Origin of the sequence: Robertmurraya mangrovi, assembly GCF_034427655.1 — a bacterium.
GTDB lineage: Bacteria > Bacillota > Bacilli > Bacillales > Cytobacillaceae > Robertmurraya_A > Robertmurraya_A mangrovi.
Genome location: NZ_JAXOFX010000017.1, coordinates 24,598 through 46,237 on the forward strand (window position 1 = coordinate 24,598; position 21,640 = coordinate 46,237).

General features: G+C 35.4%; 19 protein-coding genes. 14 read left to right on the forward strand and 5 right to left on the reverse strand.

Annotated features, from left to right (window positions below; genetic code table 11):
* The first annotated feature begins 26 nt into the window (after positions 1-26).
* The 7 genes from SM124_RS19220 to SM124_RS19250 all read left to right on the forward strand — a co-directional run bounded on the left by SM124_RS19220 (position 27) and on the right by SM124_RS19250 (position 7,664).
* Positions 27-1,700: a DUF6044 family protein gene (locus tag SM124_RS19220; protein ID WP_322448154.1), complete on the forward strand. Its 1,674-nt coding sequence runs from the start codon at positions 27-29 to the stop codon at positions 1,698-1,700.
* Between the two features lie 35 nt (positions 1,701-1,735).
* Positions 1,736-2,761, forward strand: a complete 1,026-nt coding sequence (locus SM124_RS19225) for a glycosyltransferase family 2 protein (RefSeq protein WP_322448155.1) — start codon at positions 1,736-1,738, stop codon at positions 2,759-2,761.
* The gene (locus SM124_RS19230) at positions 2,724-3,164 is read left to right on the forward strand and encodes a GtrA family protein (RefSeq protein ID WP_322448156.1); all 441 of its coding nucleotides are present in this window, start codon (positions 2,724-2,726) and stop codon (positions 3,162-3,164) included. The genes SM124_RS19225 and SM124_RS19230 overlap by 38 nt, the downstream gene beginning before the upstream one ends.
* Positions 3,165-3,251: 87 nt before the next feature.
* A complete protein-coding gene (locus SM124_RS19235; RefSeq protein WP_322448157.1) occupies positions 3,252-5,480 on the forward strand; it encodes an AAA domain-containing protein in 2,229 nt (742 codons plus the stop codon).
* Positions 5,481-5,545: 65 nt separating this feature from the next.
* Positions 5,546-6,520 carry a ring-cleaving dioxygenase gene (locus SM124_RS19240; protein WP_322448158.1) on the forward strand — a complete coding sequence of 325 codons (975 nt, stop codon included), beginning with the start codon at positions 5,546-5,548 and terminating at the stop codon, positions 6,518-6,520.
* 293 nt (positions 6,521-6,813) lie between these two features.
* A complete protein-coding gene (locus tag SM124_RS19245; RefSeq protein WP_322448159.1) occupies positions 6,814-7,140 on the forward strand; it encodes an SCP2 sterol-binding domain-containing protein in 327 nt (108 codons plus the stop codon).
* A 332-nt stretch (positions 7,141-7,472) separates the two neighbouring features.
* Positions 7,473-7,664: a hypothetical protein gene (locus SM124_RS19250; RefSeq protein WP_322448160.1), complete on the forward strand. Its 192-nt coding sequence runs from the start codon at positions 7,473-7,475 to the stop codon at positions 7,662-7,664.
* 70 nt (positions 7,665-7,734) lie between these two features.
* On the opposite strand, the gene SM124_RS19255 is transcribed toward SM124_RS19250, so the two are convergent.
* Entirely contained in the window at positions 7,735-8,679 is a 945-nt protein-coding gene (locus SM124_RS19255) for a 3'-5' exonuclease (RefSeq protein ID WP_322448161.1), read from the reverse strand.
* A gap of 257 nt (positions 8,680-8,936) precedes the next feature.
* On the opposite strand from SM124_RS19255, the gene SM124_RS19260 reads away from it, so the two are divergent.
* Positions 8,937-9,455 (forward strand): HD domain-containing protein, encoded by a 519-nt coding sequence (locus tag SM124_RS19260; protein WP_322448162.1) that lies wholly within the window; start codon positions 8,937-8,939, stop codon positions 9,453-9,455.
* 19 nt (positions 9,456-9,474) lie between these two features.
* On the opposite strand, the gene SM124_RS19265 is transcribed toward SM124_RS19260, so the two are convergent.
* From SM124_RS19265 to SM124_RS19280, 4 genes are all read right to left on the reverse strand, one after another.
* On the reverse strand, positions 9,475-10,527 hold the full coding sequence (locus SM124_RS19265; protein WP_322448163.1) for an iron-containing alcohol dehydrogenase family protein: 1,053 nt from the start codon (positions 10,525-10,527) through the stop codon (positions 9,475-9,477).
* Positions 10,524-11,177: an MtnX-like HAD-IB family phosphatase gene (locus SM124_RS19270; protein ID WP_322448164.1), complete on the reverse strand. Its 654-nt coding sequence runs from the start codon at positions 11,175-11,177 to the stop codon at positions 10,524-10,526. Before SM124_RS19270 ends, SM124_RS19265 begins: the two co-directional genes overlap by 4 nt.
* 175 nt (positions 11,178-11,352) lie before the next feature.
* Positions 11,353-11,850, reverse strand: a complete 498-nt coding sequence (locus tag SM124_RS19275; RefSeq protein ID WP_322448165.1) for a MerR family transcriptional regulator — start codon at positions 11,848-11,850, stop codon at positions 11,353-11,355.
* A gap of 299 nt (positions 11,851-12,149) precedes the next feature.
* The gene (locus SM124_RS19280; RefSeq protein ID WP_322448166.1) at positions 12,150-12,413 is read right to left on the reverse strand and encodes a YpbS family protein; all 264 of its coding nucleotides are present in this window, start codon (positions 12,411-12,413) and stop codon (positions 12,150-12,152) included.
* A 387-nt stretch (positions 12,414-12,800) separates the two neighbouring features.
* On the opposite strand from SM124_RS19280, the gene SM124_RS19285 reads away from it, so the two are divergent.
* The 6 genes from SM124_RS19285 to SM124_RS19310 all read left to right on the forward strand — a co-directional run bounded on the left by SM124_RS19285 (position 12,801) and on the right by SM124_RS19310 (position 21,497).
* Positions 12,801-15,335 carry a helicase-related protein gene (locus SM124_RS19285; protein ID WP_322448167.1) on the forward strand — a complete coding sequence of 845 codons (2,535 nt, stop codon included), beginning with the start codon at positions 12,801-12,803 and terminating at the stop codon, positions 15,333-15,335.
* 229 nt (positions 15,336-15,564) lie between these two features.
* On the forward strand, positions 15,565-17,940 hold the full coding sequence (locus SM124_RS19290) for a M14 family zinc carboxypeptidase (RefSeq protein ID WP_322448168.1): 2,376 nt from the start codon (positions 15,565-15,567) through the stop codon (positions 17,938-17,940).
* 121 nt (positions 17,941-18,061) lie between these two features.
* Positions 18,062-18,901, forward strand: coding sequence for an oxidoreductase (locus SM124_RS19295; protein WP_322448169.1), 840 nt, complete (start codon positions 18,062-18,064; stop codon positions 18,899-18,901).
* A 105-nt stretch (positions 18,902-19,006) separates the two neighbouring features.
* Positions 19,007-20,446, forward strand: a complete 1,440-nt coding sequence (gene dacB / locus SM124_RS19300) for a D-alanyl-D-alanine carboxypeptidase/D-alanyl-D-alanine endopeptidase (protein WP_322448170.1) — start codon at positions 19,007-19,009, stop codon at positions 20,444-20,446.
* A gap of 68 nt (positions 20,447-20,514) precedes the next feature.
* On the forward strand, positions 20,515-20,982 hold the full coding sequence (locus SM124_RS19305; RefSeq protein ID WP_322448171.1) for a hypothetical protein: 468 nt from the start codon (positions 20,515-20,517) through the stop codon (positions 20,980-20,982).
* Positions 20,983-21,044: 62 nt separating this feature from the next.
* Positions 21,045-21,497, forward strand: coding sequence for a YndM family protein (locus tag SM124_RS19310; protein ID WP_322448172.1), 453 nt, complete (start codon positions 21,045-21,047; stop codon positions 21,495-21,497).
* The last annotated feature ends 143 nt before the right edge of the window (positions 21,498-21,640 follow it).

The following is a 21,640-nucleotide window of genomic DNA, read 5'->3' on the forward strand; positions in this document are numbered from 1 at the left end:
AAAGTTTTTCTTACGAGGTGTTTCAATTGTCAATACTATCGAAGAATGAGCAAAAACTAATTTTCCTTTCGCTATTCACCATTCTTCTATACCTTTCCCCATTATTTATATTGGGTGAGAACGCTCATATTCGGGTACATGATAATCTAGATTCCAACCTTGCATGGTATAAGGTGTTGTCAAGAAGTGGAGAGCTGTTGGGTTCTATTAACTCAACCATCCCGCAAATTATTAATGGGGTTTCGCGAAATACATATGGAACAGAATTTAGTGGAATTGTTTGGCTTTATCATTGGTTTCCCACTATGGTTGCCTATTTTTTAAGCCAAGCTATTACACGATTCGTTGCTTTTTTAGGCATGTATGTATTGCTGAAAAGGCACTTCATTCGGAAAGAAGAACATGGTTTAATCCGTGTGGGAGTGGCATTAGCTTTTGCACTAACACCTTTTTGGCCGTCTGGAATGTTAAGTACATTAGGTATGCCCCTTGCTCTATGGGCTTTTTTAAATATCCGTAACGGAGAAAAGAGCTGGTGGAACTACTTAGCTTTAACTTTACTACCTCTTTACTCTAGCCTCGTTCTTGGCTTCTTTTTCTTTTTAGTAGCTATGGGGATATTTTGGTTAACTGATTTAATTAGAAAGAAACGATGGAATCTTCCTTTCTTATTTTCGATTGCTTATATGACATCACTCTATTTTATAGTCGAATATCGATTGGTGAGTTCTTTCTTATTTGATACGGAACCAAATAGTAGAGACGAATATTTTCATGCTCGTTTATCCTTTTGGCACTCCATTAAACTTTCAATAAAGAATTTTATTCTGGGTCACACCCATGTTATGACCATTCATGGAATCGTTGTCTTACCTATAACGTTAATGGCCTTCTATATAATAGTAAAAAAGCGTTTATGGTCAAAGGAGAAAGTTTTTGTCTATTTGCTAGCTTTAAATGTGGCTCTGTCGTTTTGGTATGCCTTTTGGTTTTATAAAGGGTGGCTTCCATTAACGGAAAGATTCCATTTCTTAGATACATTTAACTTTGCTCGGTTTCATTTTTTAAGACCCTTAATCATTTATATAAGCTTTGCATTAGCTCTAAAAATCTTATTAGAAAATATACAAAACTGGAGAAAGTCCGCCACTCTAGTAATCATTGCACAAATAATGGTGTTAATGGTCTTTAACGACGAAATTATTCACCGTAAAAAACCGTCGGTAAAAGAGTTTTATGCTGTAGAAATGTTTGATGAGATTAAAAACTATATTAACCTCCCACAGGAAAATTACAGGGTAGCAAGTATTGGGATGCATCCAGCCATTGCACAATATAATGGCTTTTATACTCTGGATACGTATAACAACTTTTACCCACTAAAGTATAAATATCAATTTAGGAAAATAATTGAAAGAGAACTGGCAAAAAATAAAACCATCCGAACCTATTTTGATGAATGGGGTGGACGATGCTACATATTTACGGCTGAACTAGGTAAGCACTATATGTTTAAGAAAAAATCAAAGAAAAAGTTAAGAAACTTAGAACTGAATTTAGAGCCTTTCAAAGCTATGGGGGGAAAATATATCTTTTCTGCCATTCCAATTGAAAATGCTCATGATAATGGATTGAAATTAGAGCGGATTTTCACGGGAGAAGATTCTGCCTGGAAAGTATACCTATATGAGGCTCTTTAATTAGAACAAAGTATGCAGTGCAAGGAGGGAACAAATTGAGTGAGCCGATTTTGACTGTAGTGGTACCTTGTTATAACGAGGAAGATATTCTTCCTTACACCTTTACCAAGCTCAAAGAATTATTAATCAGTTTGATTAATGAAAGTCTAGTTTCCGATCGCAGTAGGCTATTATTTGTAGATGACGGAAGTAAGGACCAAACATGGAATATGATATATAAAGAGGTCCTAAAGAATGATTTAATTAAAGGTCTAAAGTTATCCCGAAATGTGGGTCATCAAAATGCTTTGTTAGCGGGGTTAAATACGGCAAAGGAAGTATCTGATTGTATTGTTTCTATTGATGCCGATCTGCAGGATGATATTGAGGTCATTAGAGAGTTTATTCAAAAATATCAAGAGGGCTATGATGTGGTATATGGGGTAAGAAAGAAAAGGGATACAGACACATTTTTCAAGAAAACAACAGCCCAAGGATTTTATACCTTTATGAAAAAAATGGGTGTAGATATTATCTACAATCATGCCGATTTTCGCTTAATGAGTAATAGAGCGGTTAAGGAACTGGAACGGTTTGAAGAGGTAAATATGTTTCTAAGAGGAATTGTTCCATTAATAGGATTTAAGTCCACTTCCGTCTATTATGACCGAAAAGAAAGACTAGCAGGTGAAACAAAATATCCTTTAAAAAAGATGATTGCCTTTGCTTTTGATGGAATCACATCATTTTCTATTACACCCATTCGTTTTGTTTTATCTTTAGGACTCATTTCATTTTTTACAAGTATGCTGTTTGCCTTTTATTTTCTATCTTTGAAGTTCTTTGGAAATACTGAATTAGGGTGGACTTCACTAATTACCTCTATTTGGTTAATAGGAGGTCTCCAGCTAACGGCCATTGGTTTAGTAGGCGAGTACATCGGTAAAATATATAAAGAGACGAAACAAAGGCCAAAGTACATTGTTGATATTGACTCTTTTACAGTACCTATGAAGATGCTCATCAACAGTGAAGGGGAAGAAAATGAACCATATCGCCTGGAACTATCTGAAACCCACTAATTCGTTTATCCGGTTTCTACTAGTTGGAATCTTAAATACATTCATTGGATTATTAACGATGTTTTTTTTATTAAATTTATTGAACCAAGGCTATTGGATTTCTACCTTTTTAGGGAATGCAGTAGGAGCAATGGTAAGTTTTCTCCTTAATCGGACATTTACTTTTAACAGTAAAGTTTCGTTTATTAAAGGCGGAAGCAGCTTTATCATAGTTATTTTAATCACTTACTTTTTTGCATATGGCTTAAGCTCAATGATTTCTAAGGCATTTTATAACATGGTGGATATAACAAACTTTATTTCTGAGAAAGAGCTAGCCGTAATAATAGGTGTTGGATTATATACCATTATTAATTATTTTGGGCAGAAATACTTTGTTTTCAGAACAGGTAAGGCAAATTAGATTTTCTTATTGTAAAGTGATATAGTTGTACAATATTAGCTCAGGTCGCTTTAGACTGGGCTTTTCCGTTGTAAAGGATGTAGTAAAATGATAAGCATTAGTCTACTTTTAAAAAAATGGCAAAAAGCTTTACAAGTTGAAATTATGCATTTGAAAAAATTCGGTAGTAATAAATATCGTGTCAGCAATGGACGCTTAATGATAAGAGATGGACTATTTTTATACTTCTTTGATGTACATAATCCTGTTCGAATTCCAAATGGATCGAATGTTCGTATGCAGTGGGGTTCTTTAAAGGTGAATGGTCGGCTTCTTTCTTCGGAGGGAAGTAACATTATTATTGAATTGGAGCAAAATCTAGGGGATATGCTCTCGGAAGCCATCATTCTTCATGACCCGTGGGAACTCCTTGATGAACTTTTTGAAAGACTTGAAGAGATAAAAGAAAACAAACAAAAGCGCAGACGAATAAAGAGACTTATGGATCCTTCTATGCCCATTAAGCATCCTACCGATAAGATTACATCTAACGTTCATGAACTCATTCTTCGCTCAAAGTATAATCCAGTCACATATGTATGGGGGCCACCTGGGACAGGGAAAACTTATACACTGGCTCGTGTTGTAGCCAATCATTATTTTAAAGGAAAAAGAGTTTTAGTATTAGCACAAAGTAATCAAGCAGTAGATGTGTTGATGAAAGAGATATCCTCTTTTGTAGAAACGAAGGGCCGGTTTCGGGAGGGAGATTTGATTAGATACGGGGCAAAAGTGAGTGACTCATCTTTCCAATCCTTAAGTACGTCAGGGTTGATAGAGAAAAAGCACCCAGACCTTGCTAGTCAAAAGAATGAATTACTTGAAGAGAGAAAACTAATTAAGCTTGATCTAACTAAGTCATTTAGTAAAAGGGATTCGGAGCAATTACTAGAAATTGAAAAGAAGCTATCTAGTGTATTAGATAAAATCCGACTAAAAGAGATTGAACTGGTAAAAGATGCAGAAATTGTTGGAGCTACATTAGCAAAAGCAGCTACAGATCCTTTACTGTATGAAGATGAGTTTGACTATATCGTACTTGATGAAGCAAGTATGGCATTTGTTCCACAAGTGGCGTTTGCTACGTCTCTAGGAAAAAGAGCGATTGTTTGTGGTGACTTTAAACAATTACCGCCAATAGCAAGTTCTCGTCATCAATTGGTTGATGAGTGGTTAAGAGAAGATATCTATCATCGCTCTGGTGTTATCGATCATCTAGGTGAAAAGCAGTTACATCCACATTTATTTTTACTTAAAGAACAAAGAAGAATGCATCCTGATATATCAGCTTTTACCAATAAGCATATTTATCACTCACTCGTTGGGGACCATAGTAGTGTAAAACAATCTAGAGAATCTATTGTTGCTCGTTCACCATTTATGGACCAAGCAGCGATTTTACTCGATACAAGCTATACTGGTGAGCATTGTATGAGTGATAAATCAACAAATTCTAGGGTCAATTTATGGCAGTTGTTGCTATCCTTTCAATTAATACACGAAGCATTTAAAGGTGGAAATCGTTCTATTGGTTACGTGACACCGTATAGGGCACAGGCTGAGTTAATGGAGTTAATCTTAGGAGATCTTTATAAAAATGAATTGTTAGAAGCAGATATTATTGCAGCCACGGTACACCGCTTTCAAGGTAGTGAAAGGGATGTCATGGTGTTTGATTCGGTCGATAGTTATCCTCAAGAAAGACCAGGTATGCTTCTAATCGGTAAAGATAGTGATCGACTATTGAATGTAGCGATAACTAGAACTAGAGGGAAATTTATCCATGTGAGTGATACCCATTTTACTAAGGATAAAATCTTCTATAGCAAAACATATCGGAAACTTGTAGAGCATCAATTGCAAGAGAAGCAAGTCATTTGGCCACGTGAGATCGGTAGCTGGATTAAAAATCCTCATCCTAGGTTAAGGTGGATGCACGCAAAAAAACTTGAGGAAGTTACTAAGGATATCCAATCAGCTAAAAAATCCATTATAGCGTCCTTACCAAAAGGGAATCTAGTTAGTCCAGATTGGATTCAATTATTAAATGATAGGGCACCTGGAGTAGAATTAGTAATAATAAGCCAAGAAGTAGTACATAGCATTAAAGCGAATGAGTATATGGAAAAATCATTCCCATTTCCATTTATTTTAGTAGATAAGCGTTTTTTATGGCTAGGAATGCCGCTTGAGTCAGCTAAAGGTGTACTTCCACCATTCGTTTCGGCTAGAATCGATTCTCATTTGTTAGCAGATTATTTGTTGTCACAGATTTAAATCATTTTTAATTATTTATGTTTTTGATATAGGCATAAAAATTTCAATATGGAGCGTGATAAAAAATGCAACTAAAGCCCTTAAAAGGACAACATCATGTTTCGGCTATCACAGCTGATGCGAAAAGGAATTATGAATTTTATACAAAAGTTTTAGGACTAAGGCTGGTTAAAAAGACGGTAAACCAAGATGATACCTCTGTTTACCACTTATTTTATGCAGATGAAAGAGGAAATCCTGGTACTGATTTAACATTTTTTGAAATCCCTCGTGCCGGACAAACTCGTTATGGAACGAATAGCATTTCTACCACTTCCTTACGTGTACCTAAAGATGCGTCCCTTTTATACTGGAAACAACGCTTTGAAGAGCACGGGGTAGAGCATGATGAAATCTCACAAGTTACAGGCCGCGCAACCTTGTCTTTCCGTGATTTTGAAGGACAAAGACTCATGTTAGTTTCCGATGAACATAATGTTGGAGTGGCTGGCGGTCAACCGTGGGAGAAAAGCCCAGTTGAACTTGAACATGCCATTGTCGGCCTAGGTCCAGTTACACTGACGGTTGCGAATCTTGAATCAACGGCAAAAATATTAACCTTTGTGTTAGGTTTCAAAGAGAACAGAAGATATAAAAACGAAGAACAAGAAGAAATTGTAGTGTTTGATACAGGTGAAGGTGGAACAGGTGCCGAGGTCCACATTGAAGTTCGTCCGGACTTACCTGTTGAAAGACCCGATAGAGGAAGTGTACATCATGTTGCTTTTCGAGTGGAAAATGAAGAGGAGCTAAAGAGGTGGGTAGAGTATTTAAAAGAATTCCGCATTCCTAACTCTGGATTTGTAGAAAGATATTATTTCCGTTCCATATACTTTAGAGAACCAAACGGGATCCTGTTTGAGTTAGCTACAGACGGACCTGGATTTGAAGGAGATGAATCATTCGAACATCTAGGTGAAAATTTAGCATTGCCACCTTATTTCGAAAACCAGAGAGCGGAAATAGAAGCAAAATTAAAGCCTCTCCATACAAAAGAATAAAGGCATAAACCAATAAGGTTTATGCCTAAAAAACGAAAAGACTCCAAAAAGGAGTCTTTTCTACGTATTGAGGCGACCAGACTACACGCCACATCGTGTATTTCCATAAAGGAGTGTCTATCGACTTACTCAATTAGCTCATCGCTTTAATAATATAACATGGTTAGCAGATAAAGACAAGCAAATAATTTATAAAAAATGAACGGTCATTCATTGTTCTTTTGAAAGAAAAATGTCATAATAAAATTAATATTTTGTTATTTTACAATTATAATATAATCGGGGGTAGTAACATGTCTGTAAGAGCTGAATTAGATCGTTTAGTAGAAAAAATGAACAACAATCCTGAGCATATTCAAAACGAAAAAGATCGTGTTTTCCAAGTTGACCTTGTAGAGAGCGGAACACTTCAGTTAGTGTTAAAAGAAGGAAAGGTAGTAGTAGTTGAAGGGAACCCACATGACCCAGCTGTAACATTAAAACTAAATGACCAAAACTTCTCTAAATTATTAAAAGACGATTTAAATACAACAATGGCCTTTATGACAGGTGGATTAAAAGTAGAAGGAAGCCTAGGCTTGGCATTAAAGCTGCAGGAAATTGTGAAGAAATATCAATAATATTTTTTAGAGATCCTATTGGTATCAATAGGGTCTTTAGTTTATAGTTTTTAGTGTATTTTATAGTACAACCTGAGTTGATTGGAGCGGAGGGCACTTGACTCCTGCAGGATTAGAGGGAAGTGGAGACCCCACAGGCGGTAACGCCGAGGAGGCTCCACTCCCTCCCTGCGGAAAGCAAGTGCCCGGAGCGGAAATCAACGGTCGAAATTTTATATCCGAACCTAGTAATCCAATGAAAAAATAGTAAATATTCGCTGATATTAACCGATAGTATATACATAGCAACGTGCTAGCACATAGATATAATATAGATGGAAAGAGGAATAACCTTGAATAACGAAGGCAGAATTCAATTAAACGTGAGAATTTCAAAAGAAACATCAAATATGCTTGATGAAATTGTCGAGTACTATCAGGAGAACACAAAACTAGGGAGAATATATAAAGGAGACGTATTAACCGATATTATTGAAAAATCATATGAAGTCATGCTGAAACAAAAGAATGCAAAAAAATACTAATGTTAACCTGTCATCTATGTATGAAGAAGAATGCACCAGAGCACTCTAGCTTCAGGGTAAAAAAATTCGTTTATTTATTTCCAAGTCTAAGTTTTGGAAAAGAACCTATTCTGTAAATCAAATGTTCATCCAACACTAATATTTTTGAAGAATACAAGACGTGCTCTTCATAAGATAATATGAGCTCATGATAGAATTCTACAAGTTGACGAACATACAATTCAAGTTGTCTAGAAAATATTCCAGAACGATTAATCAGAATGTTTTCATACTTTTCTACAAGCCTTTGAGTTCGCTTTAAAAGTTTTGAACCATCCTTCAACTTATACATTTCTTTGATTTCTAAAATGTACTCATTTATATCATAAAGAAAGTGTTCCCTAATTTTTGCATTCATTAAAGTAAAATCAGTAGGCACCTCATCTAGAATATATTGCTTTGTCATAATTAAATCAGAAGCTACATCTTCCTTAGAGAAACATAAATAGATTATTAGGGTGTTATAAGCATCGTACATTGGATTATGTTTCTCTCCAATAAACTCTTTACCATAGAGCTTTAAAGCATTCTCCACAGAAAAGTTATTTTTCGTTACTCTTTTAGTAAAAAGCCCTTGAAAGTCAACATAACGTTTTTCTATTTTCTTAATCGTGGTCAAAGGGACATCATGTAATTTTGAGTCTAATTGAAGTCTAGTAAGATCACTTTTTGACCAAGAGAAAAAACGAGATCTTTTTACTCCGCCAACCCAAGTTAAAAAATCAGCAAATACTTCTTTGTAATTTTGTGCATCGGCTAAATCTTCGTCTATTATTCCCGTTAGTTTTTTGCAAAAAGAGCTGAGCGGCTTTTTATTAAGAGGTTGAATATACTGATCAAAGAAGCTAACTTCTTCTGTTTCAAGATTGTACTTTACTGCACCTAAGCGAATACCTTCCATTTCTTCAAAAGGCATTCCACGGTTAGAACAGAGCATCTCAAAATCAAAGAATACAAATTGCATAACATCAGCCATCTATTATTCCTCCTTCCTCAACAGGCAATTATATAGGAAACTTCCATGAAATTAAACGTACAATTTATTCCATACTTTAAGTCAATTTGAAATGGATAAACAAAAATTATATCAAAGTTCAATAGCAAATGATTAAAGTCGAAATGTAAATGTACGTGTCATTTCTTGCGCTTACCCAGGAAATTGAAATGAGAATAATCGTTTCATGTTTTTAACAAGGATAAATGGGAAAACATTTTAAAATGGGGGTGATTTGAATGAGAGAGGTTAGTTTGACAGAGATATTCCAGCATCGAATTGCACAAAAATACATTACTCGTTCAGGCTTGGCGCATGCTATTGCGGTTGCTTACCATGCTTTCCAATTAGCAGCTCAAAACGAAGTGGATGTTGATACAGCCACAAAAGCTGGATTTCTTCATGATATCGGACATTATACGTGGTATAAAAATGGGAAATGGGATTATGAATTATATCGACAAAATGATATCCATGCGATTAAAGGGGCAGAAAGAGCTCATAAGCTTTTAATTCGTTTAGGTGAAAACCCCGTTAAAGCAAAAGAAATTGCATTGGCTATTTTATTTCATACAGATTCATTTTTGCCGGGTGGGGAAGTAGTGAGAACACCTTTACAATCCATTATTAAGTTAGCAGATGAAAAGGATGAAGAGCCTGGTGGAGCACACCACTACAGAACTGTAGAATATGACCGTGCACTAAGGAGTCTAAAGCAACTCGATGAAAAGATAAATCTGTACTATAGTAAATCTTAACTAAAGGGGGAGGGTCCCCCTATTTTAAAATTTCTTTTAACCATTTATCTGATTCAATAACCTGGAGTGCTTCTTTTCTGAACGTTTCATCATGAATATAGGTGTACCGACCTGGCTTTATTGAAGGAGCTAGTTGAATGGCCTTTTTGTATTCATGTTTTTGGATGTTTAGAGTCTTAACATAATCAAAAAATCCAGTGCGAGAAAAGACCTTTTCCATTCTATCCACTCTATGATTTTGCACAATTGCCATAATGTATGTACAAATCCCAACTTGAATTCCATGCATTTGAGGGTTTTCACTAATTTTATCTAGTGCATGGGATATTAAATGTTCCGAACCACTAATAGGGGAGCTGTTTCCACTAATAACAGTAGAGATACCACCCATGGTTAAAGAACTCACTAACTCTTTTAAGAAAATAGGATTTTTAATGTCGTCCATAGGGGTTCGAATAAAGCTATTAACAGCCTTCTTGCTAATCATATGCGCAAAAGCATTCACGGAACTAACACCCATTTTTTCTTCATACTCCCAGTCAAATAAAGCTGTTATGTTAGACATTAAATCGCCAATTCCAGCTAGAATAAAGCGTTCAGGCACGTTTTGAATAATGTCTAAATCAGCGATTATTCCATAAGGCACTCTTGCAGGTACCGTTGTTTTCTTCTGATCAACGATTAGAGAACAATTGCTGCTAGCAAATCCATCGTTTGAGGCTGAAGTTGGAATACTGATAAACGGGCTTCGTCTTGAGAAAGCGATGTATTTTCCATAGTCAATTACTCCGCCACCGCCAATGGCAACAACCACCTCAAATCTTTCCATTGAGAATGCCTGAGAGATAAGGTCTTGTATATTTAAGTTAGCTGTAAGAAGCAGCGGGGTAATTTTTATTGATGAAATGGTTTTCATGACCTTATCTTTGTAATTTTCATAAGTAAAATCATCAAATAAAAACACAGCATTTGTGAAATCATGTTTAGTCAAAATCTGCTCTAAATTAAAAATAGCACCCTTTTTTATTTCGAGTATTGCCGGTATAGGTATACTAGTTACTCCATTTGTCATAATGACATCATTCCATGTTGGATCAAGTATTGTTCAACTTCCTTAAAGTTATTAACTGCAACAAATGGAATATCCTTTTCTAGTAATAAGCTTTGCAGCGCTGATTTCGCAAAAGTTAAGTCAGCATATTGTGCAGGATGTGAGTCAGGCTCACTATCTCCAATAAAATGAACAATCTCATATTCCTTTTTAAGGTCCTGAATGACTTTAGATTTATCAATCCCATACCTTTGTGAATAATGTTTGTGATTTGGATCAATTTTTAAATGAATATTTTTCTCGTGATAAAAGCCTTCATTAGAAATGACTTTTACATTAGAGATATTAAATTTGTTAATGATGTGATTGATGTAATAATCGGTTCCAGCACTTAAAATATAAAAGTCTCCGTTACTTTTCTGTACATGATTAATAAATGTGGGTACATATTGATCAATGGGGATAGAAAGAATATCCTCGATTATTTGATTCTCCTCCTGGTGAATGGAAGTAAATACTTGGCTAAGAAAATCAATATCGAGAATTTCAGCTTCCTTCCATTTTCTAAAAAGCTCCTTACCATCAGAAAAATACTTATTTATCACAATCCAGTAAAAATCTTCGTCAGAAATTGTACCATCAAAATCAGAAACAAACGCCCATTTCTTCATTACGTAACCTCCCGTGTATGATTGTTAATATTGGTAGTATACACATCTCATTCAGGATGTATTGAGTTCCTAATAAAAGCAAAAAAAATCATTACACCAGCTTGATGTAATGGATTACTTATCTAGGATTATTAAAGCAGTATTTGATTAGCAACAATGTTTTAGACACAGTTGTCTAAAAAAACATAGATATAATATTTTTCTTCTTTGTATTTTTTTGTTTTGGAATGTTTACAACTAATTTTTCTTCAGAAACCGCTTGTGTAGCTTGTTTTGCCTCTAACTTTTTTAGTTTTTCCGTTAATAATTTTATTTGACTTTCTAATTCTTCAATTTCTCGACGTTGTTGTAACAGTTGGTAAGTGACGACATCATCAGCCTTGCCTCTTAAGCTTGTCTCAAGGAGTTCCACTTTTAACATTAATTTTTCTAATAAATAGTTACTAGAAGTGGAGGCGTTTATAACTCCTTTACGTGGTTCATCGGAAACATCTTGAAGAACCGAACCAGCTTGGACTTTTTCTTTAAATCCTTTTAATACCTTTATGTCATTTTTTGTATACATGAAATGACCAAATTCGTTTTTTTCTAGCTGTAATCCAAGTTGTTTTACCCATCTCTTAACTGTGCTTGTAGATACCCCTAATATCTTAGCTACCACATTAGTATTCAACTAGATCACTCTCCCTTGTGGAAGAGTTCGATTTGCTTTTGAAAAATTCCTACATTGACGACAAAACAAGTTTTTATTCGTCAAAGAAAGTGTTGTTTTTTTTAATTCGTGTCGAATAATCATTATATAGTCTGAACATGGACTATTGAATACCGTTGATTTCCGCTACGGGCGAACGCTTTCCGCGGGGTATGGCTTGAGCCTCCTCAGTCGCCTTGCTCCTTGCGGGGTCTCAAGTCCATACTAACCCCGCTGGAGTCGTCGCCCTTCGCTCCAATCAACTAGTTAGTGGAATCATTTTACTTTTTTAATTTTTCAGCATACTCCTGAACCATCTGAGGAGTCACTAACTTACGACTTGGGATATTTTCTAATAGCTTTGATATTTCATTCATTTCTTTTGTGACTTCATTGATTTTATCAGTTGTAAAAGGGAGGCCTTGTTGGCATAGTTGTAAAGCCTCGTCGATCAATTGTTCTCGTTTTTGGTCTAGGGCAAAGAATTCTTTAATAATTTTGTTTTGTTTGTTTACGTGACTAGATATTTCTTTATGTACGCTCATGTATTTCACTCCTGCTATGATTTTTCTATTATTAAAAGGTCTATTCACTAATATAACAATTAAAAAAGCTTACGTTAAGTTTAAAATATAATATGTTATATTTTCTTCCAACTTATTTGGTTTTAGTATGGAGTTATGTTATGATTAATTTGCTCCTTCCGAACATTCGCTCGTTGCGGGACACTTAACCATGTACGGACGGAAGGAGCTGGTGCCTGATTTTCAGGCACCATTTTTTATACATATCTGGCTGACTTACTTCTTGCAAAGTCAGCCTTTTCTATGTTCATGAAAGCAGCTTTTATCGTTTTACCACATTTAAAATAGTTTAGATTAGTGTTACATACATAAAATATTTATAAGTTAGAGAAAAAAGGGGATATCTACATGACACCATTTGGTGAGATATATGAAAATGCGGTAGAGCATACGAAAAGGAAACTGTATGAGGACGTCTTTTTCTATTTAGGAAACAAAGAAGTTATGCCGACCTTTGAACAATACCTTTCCGATCGACAGGAATATATAGAACAATTATGGATTAACATTTGGCTAAATAAAGCTACCAATAATGTTTCGAGAAATGAAAAGAAGAACTATTTAAGAGAGCGTGGTTTTGAAGTAGATGGTGTAGACAGAAAGGTGATTAATCATTTATTTAGAACCGAGATTAGACATTTTCAGCCATTTGATATGGTTTCATGGTTAAAAAATTCTCCTCTTAACGACCGAGAAGAGTGGGAAGATCGCTATCATAATGCTAGAGAGGTCACACTACAAAAAGAAGAAGAGAACCGTTTAGAAGAACAGAGAAGAAAACTGCAAATGAGTATAGAATCAGCTGCTAATGATATTGTCGTTAGAAATCAAGAGTACTTTTATTTAAACATTCGTTATGCAGTTGCTACTCAGTTAGCTAAAGGTTTCGCAAACAATGTCAAATATAAATCTGTTGATACGTTTGCACTTGAAGAAAAATTGGTTCAACTGGGTCAGTTTGATCCCGATTCTTATACGACTTTATCCAATTTCCTAACTGAATTAACTGGAGAAATTCATCGAACGGTTTATCTAGGTAGGAGATATTTTGAATACGAGACATATACCTTCGTTTATGAAAGATTAATCGCAAATAGTCTATTCGATATCGTTCCAACTAAACTGGTGGAAGAGCTCGAAAAAGAAGGTCATAAAAACTTATCAAAAGATATGATCAAAAACGTTGTAGCCTACCACATCACCACATTACAGCATGATTTTATGAAAAAAATCCAAGAAGAGTATGTTTCTGACTTGATAAAGCTAGCGGATACAACGTTTGATTATCATAAACATAGAGAAATTTATCTGGATGACCTGGAAGACCGAAAACGGAAAATAGCCGAAGAATTAGCAGAGTTACAACGAAAAAAAGAAGAGGAAGAACGCATCCTAGAAGATATCTTTGGAAGGGAATATAGTTATTATCTTGGTCGAACGAAAAAATATATTCTCCACATTGGTGAGACAAACACTGGAAAAACACATCATGCGTTAGAGCGGATGAAGCAAGCAAACAGTGGTTTATATTTGGCCCCCCTTCGACTATTAGCTTTAGAGGTATATGATAAGTTAAACCAAGAAGGTACTCCTTGTTCGTTAAAAACAGGTGAAGAAGAGAAAATCAATTCAGAAGCTACCCATATCTCTTGTACGGTTGAAATGTTTCACGAAAAGGAATTTTATGATGTAGTAGTTATTGATGAGGCGCAAATGATAACGGACAAGGACCGGGGATTTTCGTGGTATAAAGCTATTACAAAAGCAAATGCCAATGAGGTTCATATCATCGGTAGCCGTAATGCTAAAGGAATGATGCTTGAATTATTAGGAGATTCGGATGTTACTGTCCATCATTATAAAAGGGACATCCCTCTCGAAGTGGAGTCCAAGCCATTTCAAATCAGTCAAACGAAAAAAGGCGATGCCCTCATTTGTTTTTCTAGAAGAAGAGTACTTGAGACAGCCTCAAGATTACAAAATGAAGGTTATTCTGTCAGTATGATTTATGGAAGCATGCCACCTGAAACTCGGAAAAAACAAATAGAACGTTTTATAAACGGAGAAACAACCGTTATTGTCTCGACTGATGCCATTGGGATGGGATTAAACCTTCCAATTAGAAGAATCGTCTTCTTAGAAAACGACAAATTTGATGGTTCTAGAAGACGTTTACTAACGTCCCAGGAAGTTAAACAAATTGCTGGCCGTGCAGGGAGAAAAGGGATTTATAATGTTGGTAAAGTTGCTTTTACAAGTCAAATTAAGGTCATGAAAAAGTTATTACAGCAAGAAGATGAACCTGTATACAATTTTGCCATTGCTCCAACCAATGCGGTTTTTGAAAGATTTCAAAAATACTATCGCGACTTAGGGACATTTTTTGAACTATGGGATCAATTCGAAAGTCCACCTGGAACGAAAAAAGCTTCTCTTTCTGAAGAGAAGGAATTGTATGAACTTGTCCAAGGTACAGAGATAGAGGCACATTTATCCATAATGGATTTATATGGATTCCTACATCTTCCGTTTTCAAAAAAAGAATCGGAATTAACCCAACAATGGTTTGAAACGATGCAAGCTATTATTAATGGCAGAGAGCTTCCAGAACCAGTAATTAAAAAGGGAACATTAGAAGCTTTAGAACTTACTTATAAGTCACTTGGTCTACATTTATTATTCTTATATCGTCTAGATCGACGTACGGAAGTCATTTATTGGGAAAGATTAAGAGACGAAATAAGTGATCTAGTTCATGAAAGACTCGGAACAGACGTCAAAAAAATGACGAAAAAATGTAGAAAGTGCAGAAGAAGTCTGCCATGGGATTCAGATTATCAAATATGCGATGCTTGTTATGCTAGCCGATATAGAAGATTTTAGAAGGTTGACCTTTAAAGGGTCAGCCTTTTTATGTATATATTATATATGAATATTAATACATATATCCTAATAGATATTAAACATTTTGATGAATTTTGTCGGTTTTTAATGCCTATTTATCTATAATTTATTTATAAATTTAGATATTTTTCATCATTTAATAGATGTAATTATGTATTAAAATAGAAAATGCGACATTTTTATTCGTATATTAATAGGAGGTTTACATATGAAAAATAAAAAAGTAGTTTCTGGAATCCTTGCAGCGAGTCTGTTGGCGACCATTCCTATGCCAACCGTATTCGCTGAACAATCAAAATGGATTAATGTTAATGTTTATGAAGAACAAGATGGAAGTAAATTTAATAGTGAAAACTATGACTTTATGAAGTTCTCACAAATAGGTACTAAATTAAATGAGATTGAGAAACAATCCAATCGTGTAAAAGTAGAGGTTACGGGTCAATCCTCTAAAGGGCAACCTTTATATGTGGTAACAATTGCTGATCCAACGACTCAAGGTAAGTTTGGGAAAATACAATCATTAAGAAAGCAAATGTTTAAGAACCCACAGAAAGCACAAGATTGGGTTGCTAATAACCCTGATTTTAAAGTTCCTGTTATGATTAATGGTTCCATTCATGGAACTGAATTTGTAGGCAGTGATGCACTTATGCAATTAATTGAGAGATTTGCTACTGAAAACGATGACGTTACAAGGAATATATTAGAAAATAATATCCTTATTTTCAACGTGGTACAAAACCCTGATGGAAGAATCGACGCAACTCGTTTTAATGGGGAAGGAATTGATTTGAATCGTGACTTTATTACACAGTCACAACCAGAAACTCAACAAATGGTAGAATTACTAACAGAATGGAACCCTATGGTGTTTTTAGACACCCATGGATATGTGAAAAATTATGCTCCTAATCTACAAGGGTTAATCGAGCCATGCACACCACCACATAATCCAAACTATGAATATGATTTGTATTCGAAGTGGGCTCTTGGGTCGGCACTTGCTATGGAAAGTCAAATCATGGCCAATCAAGGAGAGTATAGCGGCAATCTATATAAAAGTATGAAAGGCAGCTATATCCCATTAAGAGATGATGAAGCTGGTTGGGATGACTATCCGCCTATCTTCACCCCAATGTATGCGATGTATCATGGTGCATATGGTCATACACTAGAAGCGCCAACCAATGATTGGGATGGAGTTCGCTTTACATACGATGCCATCATGGGAGCTCTACAGTTTACAACACAAAACAAACAGGAAATGATTAAAGATCAGATTGAAATATTCAAACGCGGTATTAACTTTGACCATCCGTTCCATAAAGATGGCCATTTCCCGAAAGCGTATATTTTACCTGTTAACGAAAACGATCCGACTGTTACAAACAAAGCTGTTAACCATCTATTAAAAAATGATATAGAAGTAGTTCAGTCATCTAAATCTTTTACCGTTGATGGAAAGGTCTACTCTAAAGGGACTTATATCGTAAAAATGGACCAAGCAAAAGCAGGTTTAGCAAATACGATGCTTTGGGATGGGGAAGATATTTCTGAGGACACTCCAGCAATGTATGATATTTCTGCATGGAGTTTACCTGAGCTTTGGGGCTTTGAAGCCATTCAAATCAATCAAGATGTAACAGTGACATCAACAAAGGTAAATCAAATCAATGAGCAAGGATCTGTTTCTGGTAAAGGGCCTTTTGTTGTTCCGAATAGTTCTGTTAAGGCAGTTCATTTAGTAAATACTTTGTTGCAACAAGGTGTAAGTGTAAAGCGTGATTCAAAAGGAAACTTCTATGTAGATGCACAAGCTAATCAAATTTCTGCTGCTGTTAAAAACTCTGGCCTTCAAATTGGATCAGGTTCCATACCTTCTAATGCTGTCAAAGTAGAAGATATGAAAGTGGCTATTCTAAAAGACGGCGGAATGGGGAAAGCTCAATCACATGCAGGAACGAAACTCGCTCTTAAAAGACTAGGCTTCCAAGTTACGGAAGTTACTCCAGTTGAAGTAGCTGAAAATGGTTTAGCATCCTTTGATGTATTTGTTTATAGCGGAACGGAAAGTTTAATTTCTACTAACTTAAGTACAGCCAATAAGGAGTTTGGCTTTCAACAAGCAGACCAATTAGCAACCTTTAAAAATAACGTTAATCAATTCCTTGATCAAGGTGGCAAATATATTGCCATTGGTGCAGGTGCATCGAGAGCTTCCTTGACTCTTGGATTAACAGATAATAAGATTAATACAGCTGGCTCCAATAGTAATGGGATTGTAAATGTAAATTATGAAGAATCTAGTTTGACAGCTGGATACAATCAAGAAGATATCGGTTTTGTCTATCGTCCTGTTTGGTATACGAACTTAGAAAATGACACCGTATACGCAAACTTAAAAAATGATGAAGATTTCTTTGTAGCAGGACACTGGAGAAACCGTACAAATGCACAAGGTCAAGCCATTATTGTAAAAGAAAATAACAAAGACGTGACATTAATTGGTTTAGAAGTAGGATTCCGTGACCATACAGATTACCTATTCAGACTGTTATCCAACACAATTTTTGATAAGTAAAATGCCAAAGAGGTTGAACGATAATGTTCAGCCTCTTTTGTTCTATAATTACACCCATTTAAAGGTATTCACAAACCTTTATAGAATACTGATTTAAAACCAATTAGAAAGGACTTTCTAAATGAATAAAGGGATAGCAGTAGTTACAGGGGCATCAAGTGGCTTTGGGTTATTAACCACGATTGAACTGGCTAAACGAAATTTTCATGTAATCGCAACGATGAGAAATCTCGAAAAAGGAGAAACTTTGTTACAGCTTGGAAAACAAAACGGAGTAGAGAAGCAAATCTCGCTTTTGGAACTAGATGTAACCTCTGAATCTTCCATCAATCATTTTAAAAATTACATAAATGAGTTGGGGAGTGTTGATGTACTCATTAATAATGCTGGATTCGCAGGAGCGGGTTTTGTAGAGGAGATTCCATTAGATGAATACAGAAAGCAATTTGAGACGAACTTTTTTGGTTTAATTGCAGTAACTCAAGCTTGCTTACCATTCATGAGGGAAAAACAAAAGGGGAAAATTATCAATATTAGTAGTATAAGCGGTAGAGTGGGTTTTCCTGGAATATCACCATATGTAGCATCTAAGCATGCAGTAGAGGGATTCAGTGAATGCTTGCGTCTAGAGATGAAACCGTTCGGTGTGGAAGTCATCCTTATCGAGCCTGGGTCCTATAAAACGAACATCTGGTCTACAGGTAAACAAGTAACAGAAAAGTCTCTAAATCCTAATTCACCATACTTTACATATATGAGAAAAATAGAGGAACAACTTGAGAAGGGTGAACACAACTTTGGCAATCCGCTGGACGTAGCAAATAGAATAGTACAACTTGCGGAAGAAGAGAAAACCTCTCTGCGTCATCCTATTGGTAAAGGGATAAAAACGGCAATCTTCATGAAAAATCTAATTCCTTGGAGAATGTGGGAAAAGTTATTCTTCAAGAAACTTGGGTAATGAACACTAGCACATATTTTCCTTTTTTTTGAAACAAAATAGTAGAATCTTTTAACGGAAGGTGAAACGATTTTGTATCTCAAAACGAGGAGAATTTGTGTTTTTTTGTTAATAAGTACCTTTATTTTTAATTGTTTTAATGCGAATCCCGTTCAAGCTATTAATAAAAGTAATTTAAATAAACAGATAACTGACCTAGTTAGTAGTCATCCTGATTTAAATGGAGCCTTAATTGGCATAAGTGTTAGAAATGCTACAACAGGTGAATTAGTTTACAACCATTTTGGAAATGTACGCTTAAGACCAGCTTCTAATTTGAAGCTTTTTACAGCGGCGGCGGCACTATCTGCTCTAGGGGAAGATTATACGTTTAAAACGGAAATACTAACGGACGGCGTTATAAAAAGAAAAAAATTAAAAGGAAATCTTTATTTAAAGGGTAAGGGAGATCCCACCCTTATGATTTCCGACTTAAACCGGCTAGCAAAGGAACTTTCTGAATTAGGAATTAAAACGATTCGGGGAAATCTTATTGCTGACGATTCGTGGTATGACTCGGTAAGATATTCTATTGATCTTCCATGGAGTGACGAAACGACCTATTATGGTGCACAAATATCGGCCTTAAATGTTTCTCCTGATGATGATTATGATACGGGAACTGTGCAACTAGAAATAGTACCAGGAAAAACGGTTGGTGAAAAAGCAACCATATCCCTACATCCAAAAACTCATTATGTGACCTTAATCAATCAAACGAATACCGTAGATTCTAGTGGAAAAAAGGATTTGTCTATAAAGAGAGAGCATGGCTCAAACAAGGTTATAATTCAAGGTTCCATTCCTATTGAATCAAAGTCAACTAAAGAGTGGATTGCGGTGTGGGAGCCTACTAAATATGTCCTGACGCTTTTTGAGCAGTCGTTAAAAAAATACGGTATTAAAGTTCAGGGAAAGACCATACAAGGGGTCGCACCTGAGGACACTAAAGTAATTTTAAGACATGAATCCATGCCTTTATCTGAACTATTAATCCCATTTATGAAATTGAGCAACAATAGTCATGGTGAGGTTCTTGTAAAAGAGATGGGGAAAGTGAAGAAAGGGGAAGGTAGTTGGGAGAAAGGGTTGGAGGTTTTAGACGAAGAATTAAAGAAATTAGGAATGAACCCAGATACGATGGTGCTTAGAGATGGGTCGGGGATTTCACATGTGAATCTGGTTCCAGCAAATGAAGTTTCATTTCTCCTTCATCAGGTACAAAAAAAATTTTGGTTTCCCCTTTATTTAAATTCTCTACCGGTTACTGGATCAAAGGAGAAAATGAGCGGTGGGACCTTGCGTTATAGAATGGAAAGCGCATCTTTTAAGGGGAGAGTTCATGCTAAAACTGGCAGCCTTTCTACTGTAAGTTCTTTGTCTGGTTATTTACGTACCAACTCAGGTGAAGATCTTATTTTTTCGATTATTATCAATAACTTAGCCACTGATGCAAACGGAAAATTGATAGAAGACCAAATTTGTACGATAATCTTAAATCAATAAATGAAAGTCATTTGATGAGTAAATATCTTGAAAATTGAACAACATAAGAAAAAAGGAATGGTCTTTCCGTGAAAAAAGATAAATTGATTTTAGCGAGTATGATTATAGTGTCATGGTTGACATTACCTTTATTGGGTAGGAAAACAATCAAACGTTTTTTACCTGGAGCTATTTTTATTTCGCTATTTGTCTATTTTGAAAATAAAATTGCACTACGAAACGATTGGTGGAAATTCCATAAAAAACTTCATCCTAAGTTAGGTGGAATGACCCCATTATTAGCTGGCCCTTTTTTTGTAGGTTCACTCTGGATCTTAAAGTTTATCTATGGGAGATTCTTTCTCTATTTTCTCACTAATCTAATCGTAGACTCACTTTTTACATATGTAATTATTGACTGGTTTAAAAAGGCAGGGTATGCCACTCTTTTGAATTTAAAGAAATATCAATTATCCCTCCTATTTTTAACTAAGACGGTTCTAATGTATTTATTTCAATATGTTAGTGAAAGTTTCAGTAAGTCTAATGAAAACTAATCATCTCTATACATATTTAGTGATGATAATCTGAAAGATAGTAGCTAAAAGGAGTTAAGTTGATGCCTCATCTAAGAGCAATAACCATTAAATTAATCTCTACGCTCATTGCGTTATATATTGTGTTAGGTCTGTTTTATGGAATGACTTTCGGAAATGTGTTAATGATTAGTTTGTTATTAGGTGTTATTGCTTATATTGTAGGGGACTCTCTCATTTTACCTAGAACGAATAATGTGATTGCTACGGTAGCTGATTTTGGGTTAGCCTTTGCCGTCATCTGGTTTATCGGTTCGGGAGTGATTTATAGAGGAAATTTATTTACCATGGCTTTAACTGCTGCCATTGGAGTAGCCATACTAGAGTACTTCTTTCATCAATACCTCATGAAAACTATACTCTCAAATCAAAACCGAACCAATCTCCAAAGTAATCTACAATTACAAACCGAGTTATCAGAAGAATTAACACCAGTAAGACCAGATGTTAGAAGTAATCGAGAGGATGAACTTTAAATTTCCAAAGGGTTGTTTAATAAGTAGCTAAAATGAAGGAAGTAGAGAAAAACGATTTTTTCTCCACTTCCTTTTTTATTTAGTATAAAGCACTGAGTTGATTGGAGGGGAAGGCACTTGACTCCAGCGGGATGTAGAGGAAA

Excerpts from the sequence above, each read along its gene's own strand:
- SM124_RS19270 (WP_322448164.1), bottom strand. The coding sequence starts at position 11,177 with ATGAAGAAATGGGCGTTTGTTTCTGATTTTGATGGTACAATTTCTGAC.
- SM124_RS19295 (WP_322448169.1), top strand. The coding sequence starts at position 18,062 with ATGAATAAAGGGATAGCAGTAGTTACAGGGGCATCAAGTGGCTTTGGG.
- SM124_RS19255 (WP_322448161.1), bottom strand. The coding sequence starts at position 8,679 with ATGGCTGATGTTATGCAATTTGTATTCTTTGATTTTGAGATGCTCTGT.
- SM124_RS19245 (WP_322448159.1), top strand. The coding sequence starts at position 6,814 with ATGTCTGTAAGAGCTGAATTAGATCGTTTAGTAGAAAAAATGAACAAC.
- SM124_RS19260 (WP_322448162.1), top strand. The coding sequence starts at position 8,937 with ATGAGAGAGGTTAGTTTGACAGAGATATTCCAGCATCGAATTGCACAA.
- SM124_RS19290 (WP_322448168.1), top strand. The coding sequence starts at position 15,565 with ATGAAAAATAAAAAAGTAGTTTCTGGAATCCTTGCAGCGAGTCTGTTG.
- SM124_RS19280 (WP_322448166.1), bottom strand. The coding sequence starts at position 12,413 with ATGAGCGTACATAAAGAAATATCTAGTCACGTAAACAAACAAAACAAA.
- SM124_RS19235 (WP_322448157.1), top strand. The coding sequence starts at position 3,252 with ATGATAAGCATTAGTCTACTTTTAAAAAAATGGCAAAAAGCTTTACAA.
- SM124_RS19265 (WP_322448163.1), bottom strand. The coding sequence starts at position 10,527 with ATGACAAATGGAGTAACTAGTATACCTATACCGGCAATACTCGAAATA.
- SM124_RS19310 (WP_322448172.1), top strand. The coding sequence starts at position 21,045 with ATGCCTCATCTAAGAGCAATAACCATTAAATTAATCTCTACGCTCATT.
- SM124_RS19230 (WP_322448156.1), top strand. The coding sequence starts at position 2,724 with ATGAACCATATCGCCTGGAACTATCTGAAACCCACTAATTCGTTTATC.
- SM124_RS19285 (WP_322448167.1), top strand. The coding sequence starts at position 12,801 with ATGACACCATTTGGTGAGATATATGAAAATGCGGTAGAGCATACGAAA.
- SM124_RS19240 (WP_322448158.1), top strand. The coding sequence starts at position 5,546 with ATGCAACTAAAGCCCTTAAAAGGACAACATCATGTTTCGGCTATCACA.